A 19,137-nucleotide genomic window follows, 5' to 3' on the forward strand; every position below is an offset into this window, starting at 1 on the left:
AGTCCGGCGCGGCGGCTCCGACCGATGCGGAGGGCGCTCCAATCGGGCTCGGATTGGGCAGAGGATCGGACAGATGGACGGCCCGAACGTGGTCATTGAGCGGACGCCGCCGAGGCGACGTCGTCCGCGGGATCCGCCCCACGCCCCTGGCGCTCACGCGCATCCTGATAGGCATCCAGGTACGTGATGAGCGGGCGGTAGTTCCGGAAGGCGACCCGGACCTCATAGGTCCGGGGTCGGGTCACCGGGTCGGCGCCAGGACCGGTGATGACCTGCTGGCCGCTGACCCGCACCCGATCGCTGTCGGCCTCGTACTGGACGAGCTCGGGGGCGAAGCGCACGCTCACCCGGTCGCGCTGCAGGGCTTCGACCTGGTCGTCGAGGATCCCGGCGACGGCGCGACGCAGACTCGGGCTCAGCAGGGGCTCGAGGGTCCGGCGCAGGAAGGGCGCATTGGTCGGGGTGACGTTGCCGAGCAGCTCGGTGACGAAGAGGCCCCAGGCCTCCTTGACCTCCTGGCTTGCGGAGGCGCGTGCGACGTTGACCTGGCTCTCCAGGATCGGCGGCACTAGGACGACTGTGCGCTCGGCCTGCATCAGCGCGCTGAGGGTGAGCAGGTTGGTGGCGAGCAACGCGATCAGGAGACCGCGGTGAAAGCGGTTCTCGGTGACCAGGCGCTGCCAGGTCTGGCGAAAGCGCACCAGGTTCATCCTCGCGGCCTCATGGCAGGTAGCGCCGCACGAAGGGATTGGGCGTGCTGCGATGCCCCATCGGCATCAGGCCAATCCAGTAGAGCGCGTGCAACGCATAGCCGTCGGCGCGGCTCTCGCGGAAGCGGCCATAAAGGCGCACGGTCACCAATCCGAGCAGGATGAAGATCAGCGGCTGATTGACCAGGATGCCAATCACCAGCACCAGGAAGAAGGGCGTGACATCGTCGATACGCCAGAACAGCAGGTTCGGTGGATCGTCGATGTGACGGGGCAGCTCCAGGGTCGCCATCGGGGTCGCTCGCTCCGGGTGAGACAGTCGCTTCGGTGTGCAAAACGATGCCGACTTTCACGCGCCGCGTCAGAGGGTGTAGACAAAATCAAACCGTTGTGGTCAACCGCCGCAGCAGGATGCGCGCCTCCGCCAGCCAAACCCAGGTTTCGGAGACCGCTGGCAGACGGTCATGATGCATGATCAATCGACGGGCACGCTCATTCCACGCATGGGTGCGCTCGACAACCCAGCGCTTCGGCAGCGGAACGAAGCCGTCGGCGTTGGCGATCACCACTCGGTCAGGCGCCCCGTCCACGTGCCAGGAGCCAACGCTTTTGTTGGCTGGATGGCGCACGACTTCCACGCGGATCGCGTGGGTCTGCTCGGTGGTTTGGGCAAATTGACCGGCGTAGGCGCTATCGACAAACAGCGTGTTGATCTGGGGGTACTTGGCGGCCGCGTCAGCGACGGCGCCCGAGGCGGCATCGCGGTCCTGAAGATTGGCCGCGACCACGCTCACCGCCAACACGAACCCCAAGGTATCGACCACCAGGCTGCGCTTGCGCCCCTTGACCTGCTTGCCCGCATCAAAGCCGCTCGGTCCACCCTGCGGCGAGCCGCGGGTCGATTGCGCATCCAGCACCGCCGCCGTCGGCGCGATCTCACGCCCCTCGCGTTCGCGCCATTGCCCCCGCAGTCGATCATGCATCTGCTCAAACTTCCCAGCCGCACTCCAACGGCGAAACGTCTTGTAGACATTCTGCCAAGGCGCGAAATCGTGCGGCAGCATCCGCCACGCGCACCCCGTGCGCACCACGTAGCAACACGCCTCCAGGATGCTCCGGCGCGACACGCGGGGCGGTTGACCCCGCCCGCCCGGCATCTCAAAGAGAGCGGCGACCAAGTCCCACTCCGCATCGGTCAGACAACTTGGGTAGCTTTGGTCGGGGTCGTGGCGACGATGCGCATCCGTATACCCATACCGACGCGGCGTTGCGCGCGCTTGCGCCTCGAGACCACTCTCGCCCCGGAGGCGCGTGACGCCCGCCTCCCGCAAGGACTTGCGAATCGTTGCTTCATGAGCCTCGATTCCCGTCCGTGCCGCGAGTTCCCGGGCAATCTCTGACAGCGTGGAGGTCGGGCGATCCGTGACAATTTGACGCAATACCGCTTGCTCCGCCTCGTGAATCTTGGGGGGACGACCAGCTTTCGACATCAGCGCACACCAGCTCAGTTGTAGACTGGTATACAAATAGCAGCTCAATTATTTTTGTCTACACCCTCTCAGGGAGCGCTGAACAAGTGGGATGAGCATACGGTCTCACTGGTCGAATTCCGAGTTAATGGACGCTTGTTCCGGGCTTTGTACAGTTCGGGGATGCGGGCGTTGTTCGATGCCGACCGCTCCCTGCTGGTCGCGACGTCGGACCATTCGGATTGGAGCGCCGCCTTTGCCCATATCACCGGATTCAATCTGGTGCTTATCGACAAGAAGGGGCAAAGCGTCCAAGCAGATCCGAAGTGCTTTTTCCTGCCGTTCTACATCAACCAGGATGGCAGTTGGCAATCGAGCTGGAACACCTTCACCGGGCTGCAGCAGTTCAGCAGTCCTATGGGGTCGATTCTCGAATACTTCTCCGGCATCAAGCCCCCCGAATACTACGAAGCCAAGGCCCAACGCGACGCTGAGCAGCGCCTGCTGGACGATCTGAAGAAAGAGTGTGGCTTCCTCGACAAGGTCCGCGACAGGTTTGGGAAGCAACTGCCGCTGTCGGGTCCAAAGATTGATCCTGAAAATTTCAAGCTTGAAATCGAGCGGCTGACCGCCGAGATGACCGATCTCAATAGAAGCCAGGAAAAGCTTCGCGGGCGATCCGTCGCAGAAGGCGAACTGCTGTCTAGCATCCGCATGCAAATCAAATTGGCGAACGAGGTGCTACGGGTCCACGAAGATGACGCCAAATACTTGCGCGCCGAGCCTCGTGAACCTCTGGTCTGCCCGGTCTGCAATGCCGAGCACACAGAGTCCTTCATGGACTTGCTCACCTTTGCGGAAGACGCTCGGTCGCTGCAAGGCATCACCTTGGGCCTCCAGGAGGACGAGCGAGAAGTCGAAGCAAAGCTAAAGAAAACGGTCACCGAGATCGGTGCACTAGAAAGCCAATATCGCCGGATTTCCAACCTCCTCGACGTCCGGCGCGGAGATCTTCAGTTTCGCGAGGTAGTCGAGAGCCTAGGTGCCGAACAGGCTATCCAGACATTCGAGGAAGAGCGCAAAGTTCTTGGAGAGGAAATCACTGCCCATGTCGGAAGAATCGAGGAATTAAAAGCCAAAATGGACACTTTCACTGACAGAAAGCGTTCAGGCGAAATTTTGAAGCAATATCGTCATGCCTATTCGGCAGCGCTTTTTGACCTGAATGTTCCGGAGGCGGGAAAGAAGCGTATAAGCCTTACGACTCGACCTAATCTCTCTGGCAGTGGCGGACCAAGATCGATACTGGCTTACTATGCGGCTTTATGGGATGTGTGTTACGGGCAGAATGGTGCTTTCACTGTTCCCTTGGTGATTGACGCGCCCAACCAGCAAGGCCAGGACGACATCAACCTGCCCAAGGTGATCAACTTCGTGTCGGATAAGCTGCCCCCCAAGGCCCAGTTGATTCTCGGATCTGAAATAGACACAGACCACCTGTTCGACAAGAAGATCATCCTCGAACAGCCTTGCAAATTGCTTGAGGAACAGTATTTCGAAGAGGCTGTCGCCATGCTTGAGCCGCTGGAGAAGCAGATGTTTGCGGGGGCCAAGGTTGACCAGGAAGGCAAGTTTGACGTCTACCGCTGAGCAACGCTGCGTTTTGACCTTGGAATCAAACACCGTCACGCAGCCTAAGTTTGCGCAAGAACTTTGTTGCACGATGCTCGAAATGCCCGCTCGTGACCAGCCCAAAAGCATTCCACGTCGGCACGTCCAAGCCGCTCCTTCAGTGCATCGACATCGTCGTAACCTGTCACGCAGCCGCCTTCAGATCCTCACGACATGCACCGGCCCGGCCGTAGCGCCTCATCGACGCGACGGGCTTGCCACTCTATTAAGTCGTAATGTAAAGCGGCAGGCAATGACGACAAGCTCTGCCTCGGTCGCGCGATAGACCCGCCGATGGGTGTCGTCGATGCGTCTCGACCCGTAGCCGGAGGGGTTACCGAGCGGCGGCTCCGGCTTGCCGAGGCCGGCGAGCGGCTCGCGAACCGCTTCCTCGATCAGTGTGCTGGCGCAGCAATCCGGCGATAAGATGGCCAAATCGCCAAGAACCGTTGCGTCAGAGCATCAATAGTATCCGTGGACGACTTCAACGATCTGGTCTATTTCGCCTCCGTGGTGGAGCACCACGGCTTCTCTGCCGCCGCGCGGGCGACCGGGGTCGAGAAGACCCGGCTGAGCCGCCGGGTCGCGGCACTGGAAGGGCGTCTGGGCGTGAGACTGCTGCAACGCTCGACGCGCAGTCTGGCGCTGACCGAGGCCGGCCAGCGGTTCTATGACCATTGCCTGGCGGCGGTGGAGGGTGCCCGTGTCGCCTACGAGAGCATCGCCGAGCTGCGTCGGGAGCCGGCCGGGACGTGCGGATGAGCTGCGCCCGTTGATGGCTCAAAGCTATCTGGCGCCGATCCTGCCAGGCTTCCTGGCCCGGCATCCCAAGGTCGATCTGATCCTGGATTCCACGGACCGCGAGGTGAATGTGATCGAGGAGCCAGGGCGAGCGCGTTTAAACATTCTGTTTTTCGGGTAGTTGATGGATGCTGACGAGAAACGACTGTTGGAGTTTCTCATGTCAGCCAGCCTTCTTGAGCATTTCACGTCCTTGGAAGACCATCGGATCGAGCGTCGAAAGCGGCATGCCCTGGCCGATCTTGTACTGTTGACCATCTGCGCCGTCGTCAGCGGGGCGAACGGTTGGGAGGCCATTGAGGATTTCGGGCACGCAAAGCTGGATTGGCTGCGTCAGTTTGCCCCCTTCGAGAATGGCGTGCCTTCCCATGACTGCATGGCGAACGTGATCGCGCGTCTTTCCCCGAAGGGATTTCAGGCGTGTTTATTGAGTTGGACTCAGAGGGTGTAGACAAAATCAAACCGTTGTGGTCAACCGCCGCAGCAGGATGCGCGCCTCCGCCAGCCAAACCCAGGTTTCGGAGACCGCTGGCAGACGGTCATGATGCATGATCAATCGACGGGCACGCTCATTCCACGCATGGGTGCGCTCGACAACCCAGCGCTTCGGCAGCGGAACGAAGCCGTCGGCGTTGGCGATCACCACTCGGTCAGGCGCCCCGTCCACGTGCCAGGAGCCAACGCTTTTGTTGGCTGGATGGCGCACGACTTCCACGCGGATCGCGTGGGTCTGCTCGGTGGTTTGGGCAAATTGACCGGCGTAGGCGCTATCGACAAACAGCGTGTGATCTGGGGGTACTTGGCGGCCGCGTCAGCGACGGCGCCCGAGGCGGCATCGCGGTCCTGAAGATTGGCCGCGACCACGCTCACCGCCAACACGAACCCCAAGGTATCGACCACCAGGCTGCGCTTGCGCCCCTTGACCTGCTTGCCCGCATCAAAGCCGCTCGGTCCACCCTGCGGCGAGCCGCGGGTCGATTGCGCATCCAGCACCGCCGCCGTCGGCGCGATCTCACGCCCCTCGCGTTCGCGCCATTGCCCCCGCAGTCGATCATGCATCTGCTCAAACTTCCCAGCCGCACTCCAACGGCGAAACGTCTTGTAGACATTCTGCCAAGGCGCGAAATCGTGCGGCAGCATCCGCCACGCGCACCCCGTGCGCACCACGTAGCAACACGCCTCCAGGATGCTCCGGCGCGACACGCGGGGCGGTTGACCCCGCCCGCCCGGCATCTCAAAGAGAGCGGCGACCAAGTCCCACTCCGCATCGGTCAGACAACTTGGGTAGCTTTGGTCGGGGTCGTGGCGACGATGCGCATCCGTATACCCATACCGACGCGGCGTTGCGCGCGCTTGCGCCTCGAGACCACTCTCGCCCCGGAGGCGCGTGACGCCCGCCTCCCGCAAGGACTTGCGAATCGTTGCTTCATGAGCCTCGATTCCCGTCCGTGCCGCGAGTTCCCGGGCAATCTCTGACAGCGTGGAGGTCGGGCGATCCGTGACAATTTGACGCAATACCGCTTGCTCCGCCTCGTGAATCTTGGGGGGACGACCAGCTTTCGACATCAGCGCACACCAGCTCAGTTGTAGACTGGTATACAAATAGCAGCTCAATTATTTTTGTCTACACCCTCTAACAGAGGCGGTTGCATTCGGCGCGTCGAGGCACCCAAGAACCAAGCGATGATGTTGTCCAGGCGTCCAAACATCGCAGGCTGCCTGGCTGCCTTCCTGCGAACTATCGAGCAGCCCTACGGCGGTGGTGGCATTGTCTTCGCCTCCGCACCACAGGGCGAGGTGGACCATTCGATCGACCAGCGCCGAGCTATTACGTTGGGCGGTTCTCACCAAGGCCGAGAGCAGGGGATCGACGTATTGATGAACGCCGTCGGTAGTAATCAGTGCGAGGTGATGGGTAGGGGAAATCAGCCCGACGTGGGGCACTAGTCCTTGTCCGATGCCGATGAATTGCACCAGTCCTCGTCCGAGCGGCAGGGAGTCGTCAACGGTCAGTTGTGAGACATCCCCATGGGCATTGAGGCCGTAGATGCGTGAGTCGCCCACGTTGACCCAGGCCCGCTGTTCCCCTCGAACCCCGACCGCCGACAATGTGCTCCCCTCCTTGCCGCGCCAGCGCTCATAAACGGTTTGGTTGGCGCGCAGGGAGGCCCGCTCAAGTTGCTTGGGCAGTGAAACCTCCGAGAGTTCCAGCACGTCTGCGGTGAATGCCGAAAGGGCAGTGGCGGCCGCCGCCCCGCCCTCCTTGCCGCCTCCGATCCCATCGGCGACGGCGAGTACCCACGCGGTTTGACACCCGTCCTGCCATCGGGCCATTAAGACGCGGTCCTGGTTATCGGAACGCACGCTGCCCTGGTGGGTACGCATCGCAAACCACTCCGGGACAGCCGCATCTGCGCTGCGATTCGGCGAATGAGCGAGGCAGGATTCTAGGAACTCTTTCACTACGGTAAACGGGCGGGACATGAATGCCAGGTTCTAGTGTCAATTTCCGGACTGCAGAGCGGCCCGAAGGGCTAGCAGATCCTGTTGATTTATCAATGGTTATGTCGTCGACAGCCAGGGTAGGCATGTCAATACCAGTCTACGCTGAAGCTAGCCCGAAGACTAGGGATGGGAGCCTGAAGCAGGGGTTCCCGCCCTGAAATACATTATATCTTTGATATAAAAAGACATTTACATTAAAAGTTTACGAAAACGTAATTTTCAAGCAACTGATAATAAAGGACTTTTAGAGCCAGCGGGAATCACTGAGCCTGAAGCACGAGATAGAGGTCCGCCAGGGGGAATATGGTCAAGTCGCCCATTCTTTGGTTTCCGGCTGCTAGATCGAGCAATCTGAAGGGAGTCAGCGTCCGATGCGTTCGCCAAAGCAGTCGCTTGCTGCTCCCGGCTTCGTGACCCGTTGGGACCGTATGAGCGGTCTGATTGAGTTGGGTCGTGAACTTCCCGCTCCCCATGTGCAAAAGTCACCGCCGTCATCGGCAAGAGAGGCTGTTCTCAGCCGATCGCTGCCTGACCGGAGCCTGGAGCACTTCTAGCGTCGTCAGGGCTCACACGCCCGCAGCGGCGGTCGCTGGGTTCGGCAAAGCCAGCGCGGATGACGCTCAGAACGGGGGGCTGAATCGCTTGAGCGGCAACACGGCGGACTCACAGCTGTTTCGGCAGATGCGTGATGCCGGTGCCGATCAGGCGCACGGCGATCAGGGTCAGGAGGGGAATGACGAAGGGGTGCAGGGGCAGCGGAAGCAATAGGGTCAGCAGCAGGAGCCCAATCACCAGCGTTAAACCAGTCTGACTCGCCTGGCGGGCGACCGGGCTCGGGTAGTCGAAGCCCAATTGACGGATCCGCCAGCGCCAGTGGCCCTCAAGCACGCCGGCGACGAGCAGCAGTCCGAGCGCCGGCGCCCAGGCCGTGAGCAGGGCGGTACGCAGACAGGCCAGCTCGACCAGCAGGCGGACGGCCTTCGATCGCTCGACGAGCCAATCCGGATCGATCCCATCGATCAGGACGGAGACTTGAGGGTCGGCGCTCATCGACTGGCCCGCGATCAACGCGTCGTTCTGGTCCCTTTGCATCGCGTCCCAACGTCGCGCCAAATCCAAAACCGCCACTGCGCTCCGCTCACCGAGCGCCTGTCGAGACCAGGCCCGCTCCATCGTCCCGACCTGCTCCAGCCACCCTGTTGGGCCCCAACACGCGATCCCGATCAGACCGACCAGCAGCAAGAGCAGCACGGCGAAGCCACCCGCACCGACAGGGCTCCGCGCATCGCCAGGCTCAGGATCCGGCATGGTCAGCGGGCCTGCGCATCCGGTTGGGCGCCCTCGGGCGCCCTCCCCTGACGCCGTCTTGCCTGGGCCGCGTCGACTCCGACTGGCTCGCGCAGAATCGGCAGCCGCCCCTTGACGATGCGCCCACCGGCCAGCCGGGCGATGTAGTGGAGGTTCGGCAACATCCCCAAGAGCGCCGGCTGGAACAGCTCGCTCACCTCTTCCTTGAGCTGCTCACCGACGTTGCCCGAGTGCTGCAGGGGATTGCGCTGGGTGGAGGTGCCCTGGGTGCGGGTCAGGGTCTTGAGCCGGGCCTTGGGCAGGCTCGCGGTGACGTACTCCTGGGTCTCGCTGTCGAGCACGCGCAGGGCGATCAGGGTGTTGAGGTTGCCGAGCACCTGTCGCGCCTTGGCCTCGCTGCCGGTGCGGGCGGCGAAGTCGGCGAAGGTCTGGGTGGCAATGGTCAGGCGCAGTCCGGCGCCCCTGCCCTTGTTCAGCAGCTGGATCAAGGGGTCGTTGACGATCTCGGCGGCCTCGTCGACGAAGACGTTCACCGGGCGATGCTGGACGCTGTAGTTGTAGCGGTCGCCGGCGACGGCCGCGAGGTCGGCGATCAGGATCGAGCCGATGGCCGCCCCGACCATGCCGTCGGAGAGCGCATCCAGCCCGATGTAGGCGACCTGGGCACGCTCGACGATGCGCGCCATGGCGGTAATCGGACGCGGATCCTCGGGATCTTCGCTGTCGGGCGAGAGCAGCGGTCCGAGCGCGCCGGCGGTGAGCATGTTGAGCACCGGCAGCAGGCTCGCGACCATCTTGGAGAAGTGCACCTTGTCGTGCTCGAAGAGCGAGACCAGCCCGTCGATCACGGTGGAGGGGTGCTGGGTGCGGATCTCCTGATAGAAGCGCACCAGGCCGCGCGCTTTGGCCATGGTGTCGTGCGCCTTGCCGATGTAGCGCGCCGCCCTGCCCTCCCAGCCGGGTGCCTGCTCATCGAAAAAACGCGTGAGCACCCGGACCACCAGGGCCTCGACGCCGCCTTCGAGATAACGGCGCAGAGTGACCAGATTGGGCCGCTCCCCGGCGGCCAGCAGCCCGCCGATGACGTGCGAGAGGGCCATCTGCGAGAAGCTCTTGAAGGGGTCGTTGCCGCTCACGCTCGGCATGATGGCGGCGATGCGGCTGGCGATCTCGGTCGCGCGGTTGAAGCTGTAGAGGGGATCGATACGGTGACTGCGGTCCGGAAAGGCGGGATGGAAGCTGACGAAGCGCTGGGGCTCGCCGCAGCGCAGGCAGGCGCGCCGGGCCGACGCCTGGAGTTCCTGATCGCCCTTGGGATCAAGGATGACCACCGCCTCGCCGCGCAGCACCGCCTGAGCGACCAGCAGTTCGAGCAGCCGGGTCTTGCCCGATCCGGTGGTGCCGACGATCAGCAGATGGCCGGCGCTGTGCGCGACCGGCAGCCAGACCGGCATCTCACGCGGGGCGAGTCCATGCAGCCAGTGGGCGCCCAGCTCGGGATGGGCCGGCACGATGCGCTCGGGGCCGACCCGGATCAGATCGAGGGCGAGCTGGGCATGCTCGGCGTTCCAGTCGAAGCCCCAGCCGAACCAGAGATCGGCAGGACGGCGTTGACCGTGTGCACGAAGCCGCTCGGGATCCAGAAAGCTCAGCGGCTGCCCGCCGAGGCGTGCCCGGCGCTGACTGTGACGCAGCGCGGCGGGCAGCCAGCGCAGCCCCATCAGGATCGCAAGCACAGCCAGCAGTTGAAAGGGACGCTGATGCAGTGCCCAGTGGCCGTGCAGACAGGCCGCAAGCAGCCCCACACCCAGCCAGCTTGAAAGTGCCGCCAGCTCGAAGTTGGGGCGCCAGGGCGGGTTATAGGCCAAGGGTCAGGATGCCCTTCTCGACCGGACGTGCATTCGGTAACCGTTCGAGGGCGCGGCGCAGGGCGGTCTCCGAGACGCTGGCACGGCGGGCACCGTCGAGGATGGGGCCGCGCAGCGGGATCGAGAGCGCACCGGGACGCTCGGTGATGACACCGAGGGTCGGATCGCGTGCGAGGAGGCGTTGGCGGATGGTCTGTGCGTACTTGGTCGCGGTGGTCGCGGTGGTCGCGGGGGAGCCTTTCGCACTGGTCCGGTTCGGCGGATCATCACCGACGGTTGCCTCGTTTGCCACCGACTGGGGCGGGATCGTCTCCGGCGGACGCGATGGGACCGATACGGCTCCCAGTCCCAGAGCAACCAACCGGCGCGAGACGGCGCGCCTCAGCCATACGCCGGAGACGCCTTCATGCTCGCGGACCTTGAGCATGGGGCGCAGTGGATCACGCTCGATCCAGTCGCGGACGACAAAGGTTTCAAGGATCTCTCCGGGTGCTGCGTCCCACCCAGCAAGCCCCTGCGGGTAGGGCAGAAAGACCCTGCCCTGAATCAGGCTCGGACAGGCGTCGGCTGTCAGTCGATCCTCTGAGAGTGCCTCGCTCAGGGCGATCAGAACGTCTCCTGCCGGACCCTGTTGGCGCAGCCAATCGCGGGCCTGGTCCCGCTCAGAGGGCTCGGCCGGTGTGGCGTTTCTGCCCAGCTCGGCGATTCGCTGCACGCCTGCCCCTGGAGCGTCTCCTTCCGCTTCATGACCGGAGTCGAGCGCCGGGACCATCGCTGATACCAACGTGACTGTTGGTGCGACATCCACCGCTTCCGCCACGACGACGGACGCCAAGCCAGACTCAGGAACCGTCGTGACCAAGGGCGTAGCCGGCGGCACCACTCCCGAGAACAGCAGCTCTGGGCTCGCCAGACACAGGAAGCTCAGCTCAACGGGCTGCTCCCGGGCGAGCAGTGTCGGAGCCAGACGCCAGTAGCGCGCCACAGGCACGCCCTCACCCAGCGGTCGTGCCCGCGCCAGGTGACGCTCGATGAGGATGTCCGCCAGCGTATCCGGATCACGTGGAATTCCCGGGATGCGTTCACCGGAAAGCCGCTGAACGATAGCCTCGGCGCAGGCGGGCCAGACCAGGTGAACCCGATTGGGCGGAAAGATCCACACCCGTGCCCCTGGCGTATTGACCGTCCAGGTCCCGTCGCGCAACAGTGAGCGCATGGTGTCGATCAGATAGCGCTCGATCGGCACCCCAAGCGAGAGGGCGTCCGGGTCGAGGCGGTTCTCGCGCAGGTCCTGGGCGACGCTGACCCGATCGGCCTCGCGCATCAGCTCACCGAGCAGCGCCTGGTCGTCCATCCCGGCCAGCACCCGGCCCAGGGTGAGCCAGACCAGGGGATCGGGGTCCATCAGCCAGTGGCGCACCGGCCGGGTCAGGATCTGCGGTAGCACCGCAGCGGTGAAGAGCTCATGGCCGTGATGGACGCGCTGGCTGTTCCAGCGCAGGAAGTAGCGATTGACGCCGTGCGTGCCCGCCCACTCGACCAAGGTCTCGTCGAGCGGCTGCCAACGGTGTGCTCCGTTCCGGTCGACCACCGAGAGATCGGCGACCGGCTTGCCCACATCGTGCAGCAGTCCGGCGATGCAGGCGGCCAGGTGCCAGCGTGGCTCGAGGATCCGCCGCTCCTCGGGCAGACGGTCGAGGGCGAAGAGCCGTCCGCGACTGGCGCGGGCGGCCTGGAAGGCGACCTCCAGCCCGTGCCGGAAGAGGCCCCCGGCACCGCGATGGTGATGGGTTTCGGACGCGGGCAGCAAATGGACGAAGGTGGCGTAAAGCTCGATCAGCGGGAGGACCAGGGTGCTGTAGTCCTGGTCGCTGAAGGCCAGTGCATCCTGAAGGCTGGCGATAAGTGCCTGCTGGGTTGCGAGGATCTGGGCTGTGCTGGCGACGGGCAAGCCCTTGAGGAAGGGCGGATAGCGGGGGATCTCCTGCGCGGGGTCAAGATCGGCGGGCGCTGCAGATGCAGACGGGCCGTTTGACGGCGACTCGACGTCGGCCGTGCGAAAGGCGGCCCAGGCGGCTCGGTAGCGGGTCATCAGGCTGGGCATCGTCGTGCGCGCATCCGCCGTGGAGGGTTGGCAGAAACGCCTATCCAAGCATGCTCTGGGGCAATCGGCGACGAAGAACGGTAAACGCGGTCTTTACCGTTATCTCGGAAAAACCTGACCCGCTCGATTAACCGTTTCAGACGGCACCAGGCCACGTGGCAGCGTAGGCTCATCGCTTCACACTCGCGAGGCTAATGGCATGGTCAACCGCGCTCGATCACTACTCTCCTTGGGTTTCCTGCTGCTCAGCGGCTGCGCCACGCCGCCGGAGCCGACGCCGGCGCAGATCACCCCGGCGCGACTGCCCTTCCCCACCTATGTGACCCATGGCTCAGCCGTCGCCTTAGGTGGCGCCAGTTGGCGTGGCGGGCACACCGAGCATGCCCTCGATCCCGATGGACAATGGTGCGGGATGACCCTCGACGGACGGGCGCGGTGCTGGCGGCAGCGGATCCGCGACCAATGACGCCCCTGGGCGGAAGCGTGCCCACCGCTCCTGCTTCTATGCTGAGACGGACCGAATTCGGCGCCAGCCGGCCAACCCCGAGGTCGCGCCGCTCGTGCTCAGCCCTGGTGAGATTCAGATTCTCGGCGTGGTCACGGGTCTGGTGTGGGTGGACGGATGAGCAGAACGACCAAGCCGCAGAGCCGCGACAGATCGGCCTCTGGTGACGGCTCTCTGCTCGACCCACTATCATGCAGCGCCCAGCCACTGTTGCGAGCCCCGTCATGAGCACCCTGAACGGCGTCCTGCTGGACCTGGCCACGATCGACCAAGATGACCTCGACCTGTCCTCCCTGGATCGGGTCTGCGGCCACTGGCAGCACCATGCCTACACCGAGCCTGCCGATACGCGCGAGCGCCTCAGCCACGCCCAGATCGCGGTGACCAACAAGGTGGCGTTGGATCGCCAAACCCTGGCCGCCGCCAGCGAACTGCGCCTGGTCTGCATCGCCGCCACCGGCACCAACAACGTCGATCTGGAGGCCGCCCGCGAGTTGGGCATCGCCGTGACCAATGTGGCGCGCTATGCCACCCCGGCGGTGGTGCAGCACGTCTTCGCCCTGATCCTCGCCCTCACCACCCGCCTGCCGGAGTACCAACGCGCGGTCTCCGCAGGGGCCTGGCAGCGCCATGACCGCTTCTGTCTGATGGACTATCCGATTCGCGAGCTCGCCGGGCGCACCCTGGGCATCGTCGGCTTTGGCGAGCTGGGCCAAGCGGTCGCTCGGGTGGCCGAGGCCTTCGGCCTGCAGGTGCTGATCGCTCAGCGCCCCGGTGGCCCGCCTCGTGAGGATCGCCTACCGCTGGATGAGTTGCTGCCGCAGGTCGATGTGCTGACCCTGCACTGTCCCCTCACGGACGCCACTCGCGGCCTCATCGGCGCCCGCGAACTGGGCCTGATGCGCCGCGATGCCCTGCTCATCAACACCGCCCGCGGCGGCATCGTCGACGAGCAGGCACTGGCCGAGGCCCTGCGCCGCGGCACCCTCGGCGGTGCCGGGATCGACGTGCTGAGCACCGAGCCGCCGCGCGGGGGTAACCCCCTGCTGGCACCGGACATCCCCAACCTGATCGTCACCCCGCATATCGCCTGGGCCAGCCGCGAGGCGCGCCAGCGCGTGGTCGAGGAGATCGCGGCCAACATCGAGGCGTTCCTGGCGGGGAAGGACCGCAACCGCGTCGTCTGAGCGGCATCGGCTGGGGACTTCACCCCAGGACGGAATGCTGGCCTGCTCACTGCGGGCGAGCCCCGCTCAGATCCCCGCTCAGCACCGAATCGCGGCCGACAGCAAATGAGTACTCGCAAGGATCAAACCGCCAATGCGCTCGCTCTGCACCACCGCGCCTCAACGCCATTGGCCTTTGGCCGAGTCGCCTGAACTGGGAAATAGCGTTCGACGTGATTGGCCTCGTGCCCGTAGAGCAGTCACCGAGCCGAGTCGCCGCAGCGACTCTGTTGCCCCCATCAACGGTCGCCGACGTAAGGGGACCTCAGCGCCCGAAGTCGGCCAGAAGCGGTCATTGGCGCGGCATGAACAAGAGGCTGCAACAGAGCGTTCTGCCGTCACTCGTGTTGCCCTGCGAATCTCTCACCATCTACTTGCTTCCTCGCCGCATCTCTAGGTCCATTAATCCCTTACGCGCTTTCGCCCCGCCGGGGTGGTCTGGCATTCACCCAGATATGCCGGATCGTGATTGGACCTGGATCGACTTCGGGCGAGCGATCAGGATACCGGAAGGGGCGGCTGTGCTGGGATTCTGCCTGATCCGCACCTGATCCCGTCGGCGCGGGTAGGCGGAGGGTCGCGAATCGGTCAGGATCCTTGCCGAAGGTCTGCTCGAGAAAGGGTATGAGCTTGTCGGCAATGGTCGAGGCGTCTCGGACGTAGGCGAGCATAAATGCCTCCTGCCTGGCCCAGCCATAATCGCCATCGACAAATCGCTTAAGGCCTTCGTCGCAATACAATCTGACGGTCTTCCTCCCCGGGCCATCGATGATCTTGCACTCGACGATCAATGGAAAAAGAGATATGGCCCCTCTGCCTTTGAGGGAAAAGGAGATGTCGGGTCGGACCTCCAGCCGATCACCCTTGTAGTTCTGGCTTTCCGTACCGCGCTCAGCCCTGAACACGAAAGTTGCCAGTAGCTCTAAAGGCGGGTCGTCGTCAGACAGCCGTCGATTAATCGCATTGATCATCGCAGTATTCAGCAATGTTTCGCCTGACCCGATGACCGCTTCTGGCAGTTCGCCGACTACGCACTGCCAGATATGGATCAGAGCCTCGGCAATCACCTCCAGATGTAGTCGGGGTAGCGGCGCAAGCGGCAGGTCGACTCCTTCTGTCAGCAATCGCAAGACAGCCTCTCTACTCGCACCTTCGTCCTTTTTCAAGGCAGGACCTCGCCGAATAGAATAGCCGTCTGCTCGCCGATGATTCGTTGCGCAAGAATCCTGGCTTGACTCAGGCTCCAATAGCGGCGCTGCCGTAGGCGGGCGATCCAGACTGATCGGTTTCCGGGATCGGGATGTAGTATTTCGACTGCCGCCATGCGGTCCGCAAGCCTGATAATCTGCGCCCAGTCGAGATTGTCGTCCGCTGACGATGGGTGGTGTCCTGATCCGCTGGTCGAAACGCGAAGAACTTGCCAGGAGCCAACGCCTTCCGAGGGGGACACCTGAGTCACCGATACGGTCAATCCGAGACGATTACCCCAAGGCTGGAGTGCAGCCGTGAGGGCTTGGTTGAACGCTTCGGTTTGCGCAATGCTCACCGCCGTCTGCGATAGCCTGACGTTGCGAGCGAATGGGAGATTACAATCCAGAGTATCCGCAATAACCTGGATGTCGCGCTCTTTCAGACCCAATAGGTGGGCAACCCATGAATCAACGGCGCCCCATTGGTCGTCGTTGTCCGCTGTCGCAACATCAGAGAACAGGGAATCGATCCGTGACCGTGCTTCTGCGTCAAGGTCTTCAAACGGGATGACAGGAATGTCATCTATGGTGAATTTTTCAATGGTATCCCTCTCGACGCCGAACTTGCCGCTGGTGACAAGGGCGTACCACAAACTGAATCTGCTACCTAAAAGCAATACTATGAAGCGAGCTAAGGTATGCGCAGCGGGATGCCCTGCCGTACTGTAGCCATAGTAGCTCTGACTATAGACAGTATCGACGTTGGAGACGGATGCATGGATACGACATTGATCTGCTGGAGGAGTCTCCTGGACAATGACCAACGGACCACGATAGATGGCCATCTGCCGGACTCGATGAACCTCAATCTGAGCAAACCGAGGGAGTCGGTCCACGTCGATAGACAAAGGCATGAGTCCTTTGATGACAAGCTCTGGCAGTCCGATCAAGCAGGCGGCTGATTGCGGGTTTTTCGTGCTATCGCGCAAGCGTTGGTAGCCATTTCCCGTCTGTCGCGCCCGGTGCCTTTCCTCGCCAAACAGGTGACGCCAATACTGGTCGAGCGTCGGGAGTCCCTTGGCCTCGATGCGCTCCAGCAGTTCAAGGTCGAGCCTGGTGCCACGGAACAGGGTCTTGAGGATAGTCGGTCGACCGATGACCTGGCAGGCGCTGACAGCCTCCGCGTTGGTTGGGTCGATGCGCATCACACCAGCGTCGTTCTGGGCCTGCTCCTGGCGCGGATTGAGGAAGCGAAAGCCCGCGCCTGGGGGCGGTAGGCGGTTGCGGGCGAATAGTAGACAGAAGGGCGCGGAGACCGTTGGCCAGACGTTGGTCTGTCTGCGCAGATCGGCGCCGTTGACGATACCGGTAACGTCCAAGGCTGAGAAGATGGCGCTCCGCGCCTTGGGCATTCCATCCCCTTGCTGGAATAGCAGCCTGGCATGCAATGCGAAAGCGACCCGTCCGTCGTGACGTGCCCAATCCATTGCACGCCAAAGAAAGGCCAAGTCCGGCACCTCATTGGGGATCGGTGGTGCTGGGTAATCCGGGCCGAGCCGCGCACGGGCAATGCGTGTCACTTGGTCGCGCACCTGTGACCAGCCCGGGATACGTCTAGCGCCGGTCCAGGGCGGGTTTCCGACCACCAGGTCGTATTGGCCAGCGTGTTCTATTCCAACTGCGGAACCCAGGCTGCCCAGGCGGCCATCGCCTTCATTGGCGTTTAGGTCGCCGACCTTGTACAGCACGCGGCCGCGCAGGTTTTCGAAACGCAGCTTCGCCAGGGGTTCGGGTCTGGGGTCAAGTTCGATAGCGCAGAGATAAAGCCCCAGTGCAGCAAAGCGCAACGCTGCCTCATCGATGTCGAAGCCGGTCAACTGGTTGTAGAGTATCTCGCGCAGCGCGCCGGTGTCCGGTCGCACGCCGGTGGCGGTCCAGTGTTCGGCCACCAGTTGTCGGAAGGCCGTAATCAGGAAGACCCCCCCACCCACAGCCGGGTCCAGGATCCGTGCGGTGTGCGCTCGCCCCTCTGCTCTCAGCGCGACCAGCGCGCCGCGGACCAACACTTCCGCGATTGGTCGCGGTGTGTAGTAACCGCCCTGCTTCTTTTGGTCATTCGCCCGATGGGTGCGCAGATAGCCCTCGTAGGCTTGGCTCAATACGCCGACCGGGATCTGGGAGAAGTCGAGGTAGTCCCATCTTTCCTGCCAGCCGAGAAAGAGTTGGCCGTGCGGTGCTCGGCGCATGATGTCGGAAAGGGTGGCGAAGGCAGCCTTGGGCATTCGCTCCGGCCGACCTGGCGACAAGGGAAGGAAGTCGCCGTTGAAGGTCGCGTCCAGCCAAGTGGAGGTTGTTGCGGCCTTTGTGGGGTCGTCAAACAGACTGTGAACCGCATCCGGGGCAGCCAGCGACTCGGGAATCATCCCGCGATCTCCCAGGAATCGGGCAAACAGGGCGCGTCCGCCGAGCGATATCGCATCGGTATCGCTCAGACCCGCAGCGATGAGTTCATGGAGGGCGTCCTTGAGGAGGCGAAGGATCAGTTCGCTGATCCACTGTCTGCGGGCGATGGCTGCCCGAGGTCTCTCATTGGCCAGATATGGAAACAACACCGGCGCTGCCGACCGCAGGTCCACTGCGCTATGTTCGATCGGCTTGCTATCCAGCGCTACCCTGTAGACCGTGAGTCGGCCGGCCTCAATCACGCCCAGATAGGGGGTATCTCCGCGCAGCGCGATGCGGCGACGGATGCGGCCCAGCCGCGCTCCATCACCATCGATCATATCCCCGTCCACCAGGAACATGAGGGGGTTATCCTGCCACTCGTAGACACCGGCAAGGGCATTCAAATCTGCCGCCGCATCACCGTTGCGCGGAGCGACCAGCGTGGTGTATGGAAGCAGATCGGGGCTGTCATCGGCACCGAAGCGGATCAGACCCGCGGGGTTCGCCCCGTAGCGGTCGATCAATAGGTTCAGATCGATCATAGCGCGCCCGACCTGGCGCAACGGGTCGCTCGGATGCTCATCGCACGGCACCGAGCGGCAGCGGCAGCGCGCGCTGTAACGGCTCGGGGCGTTTGTCGCCGAACAACCGAGCACAGAGTGGTTTCAAGTCCAGCGAGAAACCAGCCAGGGCGGTCGCGGTCGGCTCTCCGGAACGCTGGAACTCGGTCCGCCCCGGCGCCATGAAAACGCGGTAGCGCGGCCAGTCCAAGCTGGAGCGAGCCCGTAGCCAGGTGTGCAGGGCAGAAAAGGCGGCGGCATAGCGCGATGCCGTGACACCCATCCTCTTCATCTCCATCGCGATCAGCGCCGCGACCAGATTGGCGTCGTCGTATTGGGCATGGACGCCGGTCCCAGCGGCCGGGCGCATGGCCACCAGTACCCCGACCCGCTCCCAGGCCTTACGTTCAGCCTCAGCGCAACCGGCACGCTCGCGTAATTGTAGTGCTTGCATGGACTTCGAAGAGAAAAAATTGTCTTAGCCGACAGCGTAGCCTGTTTGAGACTATTAATCCAACCAGTCTGTCGCCTCAGCTTGCGGAGTTCCCACGGCGGTAGATCCGGTGACCGCAAACGGCGTCCGTGCGGGCACTCGATGCCAGGATGCTGGTGACAGCTCTGGGTCGTGACTTGTCACTCGCGAAGCGTGCACCACTTTCCGCTTTCAGGATCGAAGAGTCACTGACCTGCAATCGACGGATGGCGGCTTGAGAAACCATCAATCGACTTGCCTAACTCGGCGATCCATCGGCCATGCTGACAACCTGGTGTGCCG

General features: G+C 63.3%; 17 protein-coding genes and 1 pseudogene. 6 read left to right on the forward strand and 12 right to left on the reverse strand.

Annotated elements, in window-relative coordinates:
• Positions 1–92: 92 nt before the first annotated feature.
• The 3 genes from THIVI_RS07305 to THIVI_RS07315 all read right to left on the reverse strand — a co-directional run bounded on the left by THIVI_RS07305 (position 93) and on the right by THIVI_RS07315 (position 2,200).
• Positions 93–710, reverse strand: a complete 618-nt coding sequence (locus THIVI_RS07305) for a TraE/TraK family type IV conjugative transfer system protein (protein ID WP_014777976.1) — start codon at positions 708–710, stop codon at positions 93–95.
• A 10-nt stretch (positions 711–720) separates the two neighbouring features.
• The gene (gene traL, locus THIVI_RS07310; RefSeq protein ID WP_014777977.1) at positions 721–1,002 is read right to left on the reverse strand and encodes a type IV conjugative transfer system protein TraL; all 282 of its coding nucleotides are present in this window, start codon (positions 1,000–1,002) and stop codon (positions 721–723) included.
• 88 nt (positions 1,003–1,090) lie between these two features.
• Complete coding sequence (locus tag THIVI_RS07315; protein ID WP_041447215.1) at positions 1,091–2,200, reverse strand: IS5 family transposase; 1,110 nt, start codon at positions 2,198–2,200, stop codon at positions 1,091–1,093.
• Positions 2,201–2,362: 162 nt separating this feature from the next.
• On the opposite strand from THIVI_RS07315, the gene THIVI_RS07320 reads away from it, so the two are divergent.
• A complete protein-coding gene (locus THIVI_RS07320) occupies positions 2,363–3,829 on the forward strand; it encodes a hypothetical protein (RefSeq protein WP_425358603.1) in 1,467 nt (488 codons plus the stop codon).
• A 219-nt stretch (positions 3,830–4,048) separates the two neighbouring features.
• Here THIVI_RS07320 and THIVI_RS23500 read toward each other — a convergent pair whose 3' ends face one another.
• Positions 4,049–4,285: a type II toxin-antitoxin system YoeB family toxin gene (locus THIVI_RS23500; protein ID WP_014777979.1), complete on the reverse strand. Its 237-nt coding sequence runs from the start codon at positions 4,283–4,285 to the stop codon at positions 4,049–4,051.
• A gap of 39 nt (positions 4,286–4,324) precedes the next feature.
• Here THIVI_RS23500 and THIVI_RS07325 point away from each other — a divergent pair, with 39 nt between their 5' ends.
• From THIVI_RS07325 to THIVI_RS07330, 3 genes are read left to right on the forward strand one after another with little or no spacing between them, the layout of a single operon-like run.
• On the forward strand, positions 4,325–4,612 hold the full coding sequence (locus tag THIVI_RS07325; protein ID WP_245537396.1) for a LysR family transcriptional regulator: 288 nt from the start codon (positions 4,325–4,327) through the stop codon (positions 4,610–4,612).
• Between the two features lie 13 nt (positions 4,613–4,625).
• Entirely contained in the window at positions 4,626–4,772 is a 147-nt protein-coding gene (locus THIVI_RS25625; protein WP_245537397.1) for a hypothetical protein, read from the forward strand.
• A 39-nt stretch (positions 4,773–4,811) separates the two neighbouring features.
• Positions 4,812–5,102, forward strand: a complete 291-nt coding sequence (locus tag THIVI_RS07330) for an ISAs1 family transposase (protein ID WP_041447399.1) — start codon at positions 4,812–4,814, stop codon at positions 5,100–5,102.
• 6 nt (positions 5,103–5,108) lie between these two features.
• On the opposite strand, the pseudogene THIVI_RS07335 reads toward THIVI_RS07330, so the two are convergent.
• The 5 genes and pseudogenes from THIVI_RS07335 to mobH all read right to left on the reverse strand — a co-directional run bounded on the left by THIVI_RS07335 (position 5,109) and on the right by mobH (position 12,436).
• A pseudogene (locus THIVI_RS07335) lies at positions 5,109–6,217 on the reverse strand (IS5 family transposase).
• Between the two features lie 48 nt (positions 6,218–6,265).
• Positions 6,266–7,036, reverse strand: coding sequence for a PP2C family protein-serine/threonine phosphatase (locus THIVI_RS07340; protein ID WP_014777980.1), 771 nt, complete (start codon positions 7,034–7,036; stop codon positions 6,266–6,268).
• Between the two features lie 783 nt (positions 7,037–7,819).
• On the reverse strand, positions 7,820–8,464 hold the full coding sequence (locus tag THIVI_RS07350; protein ID WP_014777981.1) for an IncC plasmid conjugative DNA transfer DtrJ family protein: 645 nt from the start codon (positions 8,462–8,464) through the stop codon (positions 7,820–7,822).
• A 2-nt stretch (positions 8,465–8,466) separates the two neighbouring features.
• Positions 8,467–10,332 (reverse strand): conjugative transfer system coupling protein TraD, encoded by a 1,866-nt coding sequence (gene traD, locus THIVI_RS07355; protein ID WP_014777982.1) that lies wholly within the window; start codon positions 10,330–10,332, stop codon positions 8,467–8,469.
• A complete protein-coding gene (gene mobH / locus THIVI_RS07360; RefSeq protein ID WP_014777983.1) occupies positions 10,322–12,436 on the reverse strand; it encodes a MobH family relaxase in 2,115 nt (704 codons plus the stop codon). Before mobH ends, traD begins: the two co-directional genes overlap by 11 nt.
• 199 nt (positions 12,437–12,635) lie before the next feature.
• On the opposite strand from mobH, the gene THIVI_RS07365 reads away from it, so the two are divergent.
• Both THIVI_RS07365 and THIVI_RS07370 read left to right on the forward strand, forming a co-directional pair.
• Positions 12,636–12,902 (forward strand): hypothetical protein, encoded by a 267-nt coding sequence (locus THIVI_RS07365; protein WP_014777984.1) that lies wholly within the window; start codon positions 12,636–12,638, stop codon positions 12,900–12,902.
• Between the two features lie 263 nt (positions 12,903–13,165).
• Entirely contained in the window at positions 13,166–14,128 is a 963-nt protein-coding gene (locus THIVI_RS07370) for a 2-hydroxyacid dehydrogenase (RefSeq protein ID WP_014777985.1), read from the forward strand.
• A 449-nt stretch (positions 14,129–14,577) separates the two neighbouring features.
• Here the strand turns inward: THIVI_RS07370 and THIVI_RS07375 are convergent, their stop codons facing one another.
• Genes THIVI_RS07375 through THIVI_RS07385 form a run of 3 tightly spaced genes read right to left on the reverse strand, consistent with a single transcriptional unit; the run spans position 14,578 to position 18,816 of the window.
• The gene (locus tag THIVI_RS07375; RefSeq protein ID WP_014777986.1) at positions 14,578–15,333 is read right to left on the reverse strand and encodes a hypothetical protein; all 756 of its coding nucleotides are present in this window, start codon (positions 15,331–15,333) and stop codon (positions 14,578–14,580) included.
• Positions 15,330–18,344, reverse strand: a complete 3,015-nt coding sequence (locus tag THIVI_RS07380) for an HsdM family class I SAM-dependent methyltransferase (protein WP_014777987.1) — start codon at positions 18,342–18,344, stop codon at positions 15,330–15,332. The genes THIVI_RS07375 and THIVI_RS07380 overlap by 4 nt, the downstream gene beginning before the upstream one ends.
• Before the next feature lie 37 nt (positions 18,345–18,381).
• On the reverse strand, positions 18,382–18,816 hold the full coding sequence (locus tag THIVI_RS07385) for a hypothetical protein (protein WP_014777988.1): 435 nt from the start codon (positions 18,814–18,816) through the stop codon (positions 18,382–18,384).
• Between the last annotated feature and the right edge of the window lie 321 nt (positions 18,817–19,137).

Origin of the sequence: Thiocystis violascens DSM 198 (assembly GCF_000227745.2) — a bacterium.
Classification (GTDB): Bacteria; Pseudomonadota; Gammaproteobacteria; order Chromatiales; family Chromatiaceae; genus Chromatium; species Chromatium violascens.

Excerpts from the sequence above, each read along its gene's own strand:
- THIVI_RS07340 (WP_014777980.1), bottom strand. The coding sequence starts at position 7,036 with ATGCGTACCCACCAGGGCAGCGTGCGTTCCGATAACCAGGACCGCGTC.
- THIVI_RS07320 (WP_425358603.1), top strand. The coding sequence starts at position 2,363 with ATGCGGGCGTTGTTCGATGCCGACCGCTCCCTGCTGGTCGCGACGTCG.
- THIVI_RS07380 (WP_014777987.1), bottom strand. The coding sequence starts at position 18,344 with ATGATCGATCTGAACCTATTGATCGACCGCTACGGGGCGAACCCCGCG.
- mobH (WP_014777983.1), bottom strand. The coding sequence starts at position 12,436 with ATGCCCAGCCTGATGACCCGCTACCGAGCCGCCTGGGCCGCCTTTCGC.
- THIVI_RS07350 (WP_014777981.1), bottom strand. The coding sequence starts at position 8,464 with ATGCCGGATCCTGAGCCTGGCGATGCGCGGAGCCCTGTCGGTGCGGGT.
- THIVI_RS25625 (WP_245537397.1), top strand. The coding sequence starts at position 4,626 with ATGGCTCAAAGCTATCTGGCGCCGATCCTGCCAGGCTTCCTGGCCCGG.
- THIVI_RS07365 (WP_014777984.1), top strand. The coding sequence starts at position 12,636 with ATGGTCAACCGCGCTCGATCACTACTCTCCTTGGGTTTCCTGCTGCTC.
- THIVI_RS07305 (WP_014777976.1), bottom strand. The coding sequence starts at position 710 with ATGAACCTGGTGCGCTTTCGCCAGACCTGGCAGCGCCTGGTCACCGAG.
- THIVI_RS07330 (WP_041447399.1), top strand. The coding sequence starts at position 4,812 with ATGTCAGCCAGCCTTCTTGAGCATTTCACGTCCTTGGAAGACCATCGG.
- THIVI_RS07385 (WP_014777988.1), bottom strand. The coding sequence starts at position 18,816 with ATGCAAGCACTACAATTACGCGAGCGTGCCGGTTGCGCTGAGGCTGAA.
- traL (WP_014777977.1), bottom strand. The coding sequence starts at position 1,002 with ATGGCGACCCTGGAGCTGCCCCGTCACATCGACGATCCACCGAACCTG.
- THIVI_RS07315 (WP_041447215.1), bottom strand. The coding sequence starts at position 2,200 with ATGTCGAAAGCTGGTCGTCCCCCCAAGATTCACGAGGCGGAGCAAGCG.
- THIVI_RS07370 (WP_014777985.1), top strand. The coding sequence starts at position 13,166 with ATGAGCACCCTGAACGGCGTCCTGCTGGACCTGGCCACGATCGACCAA.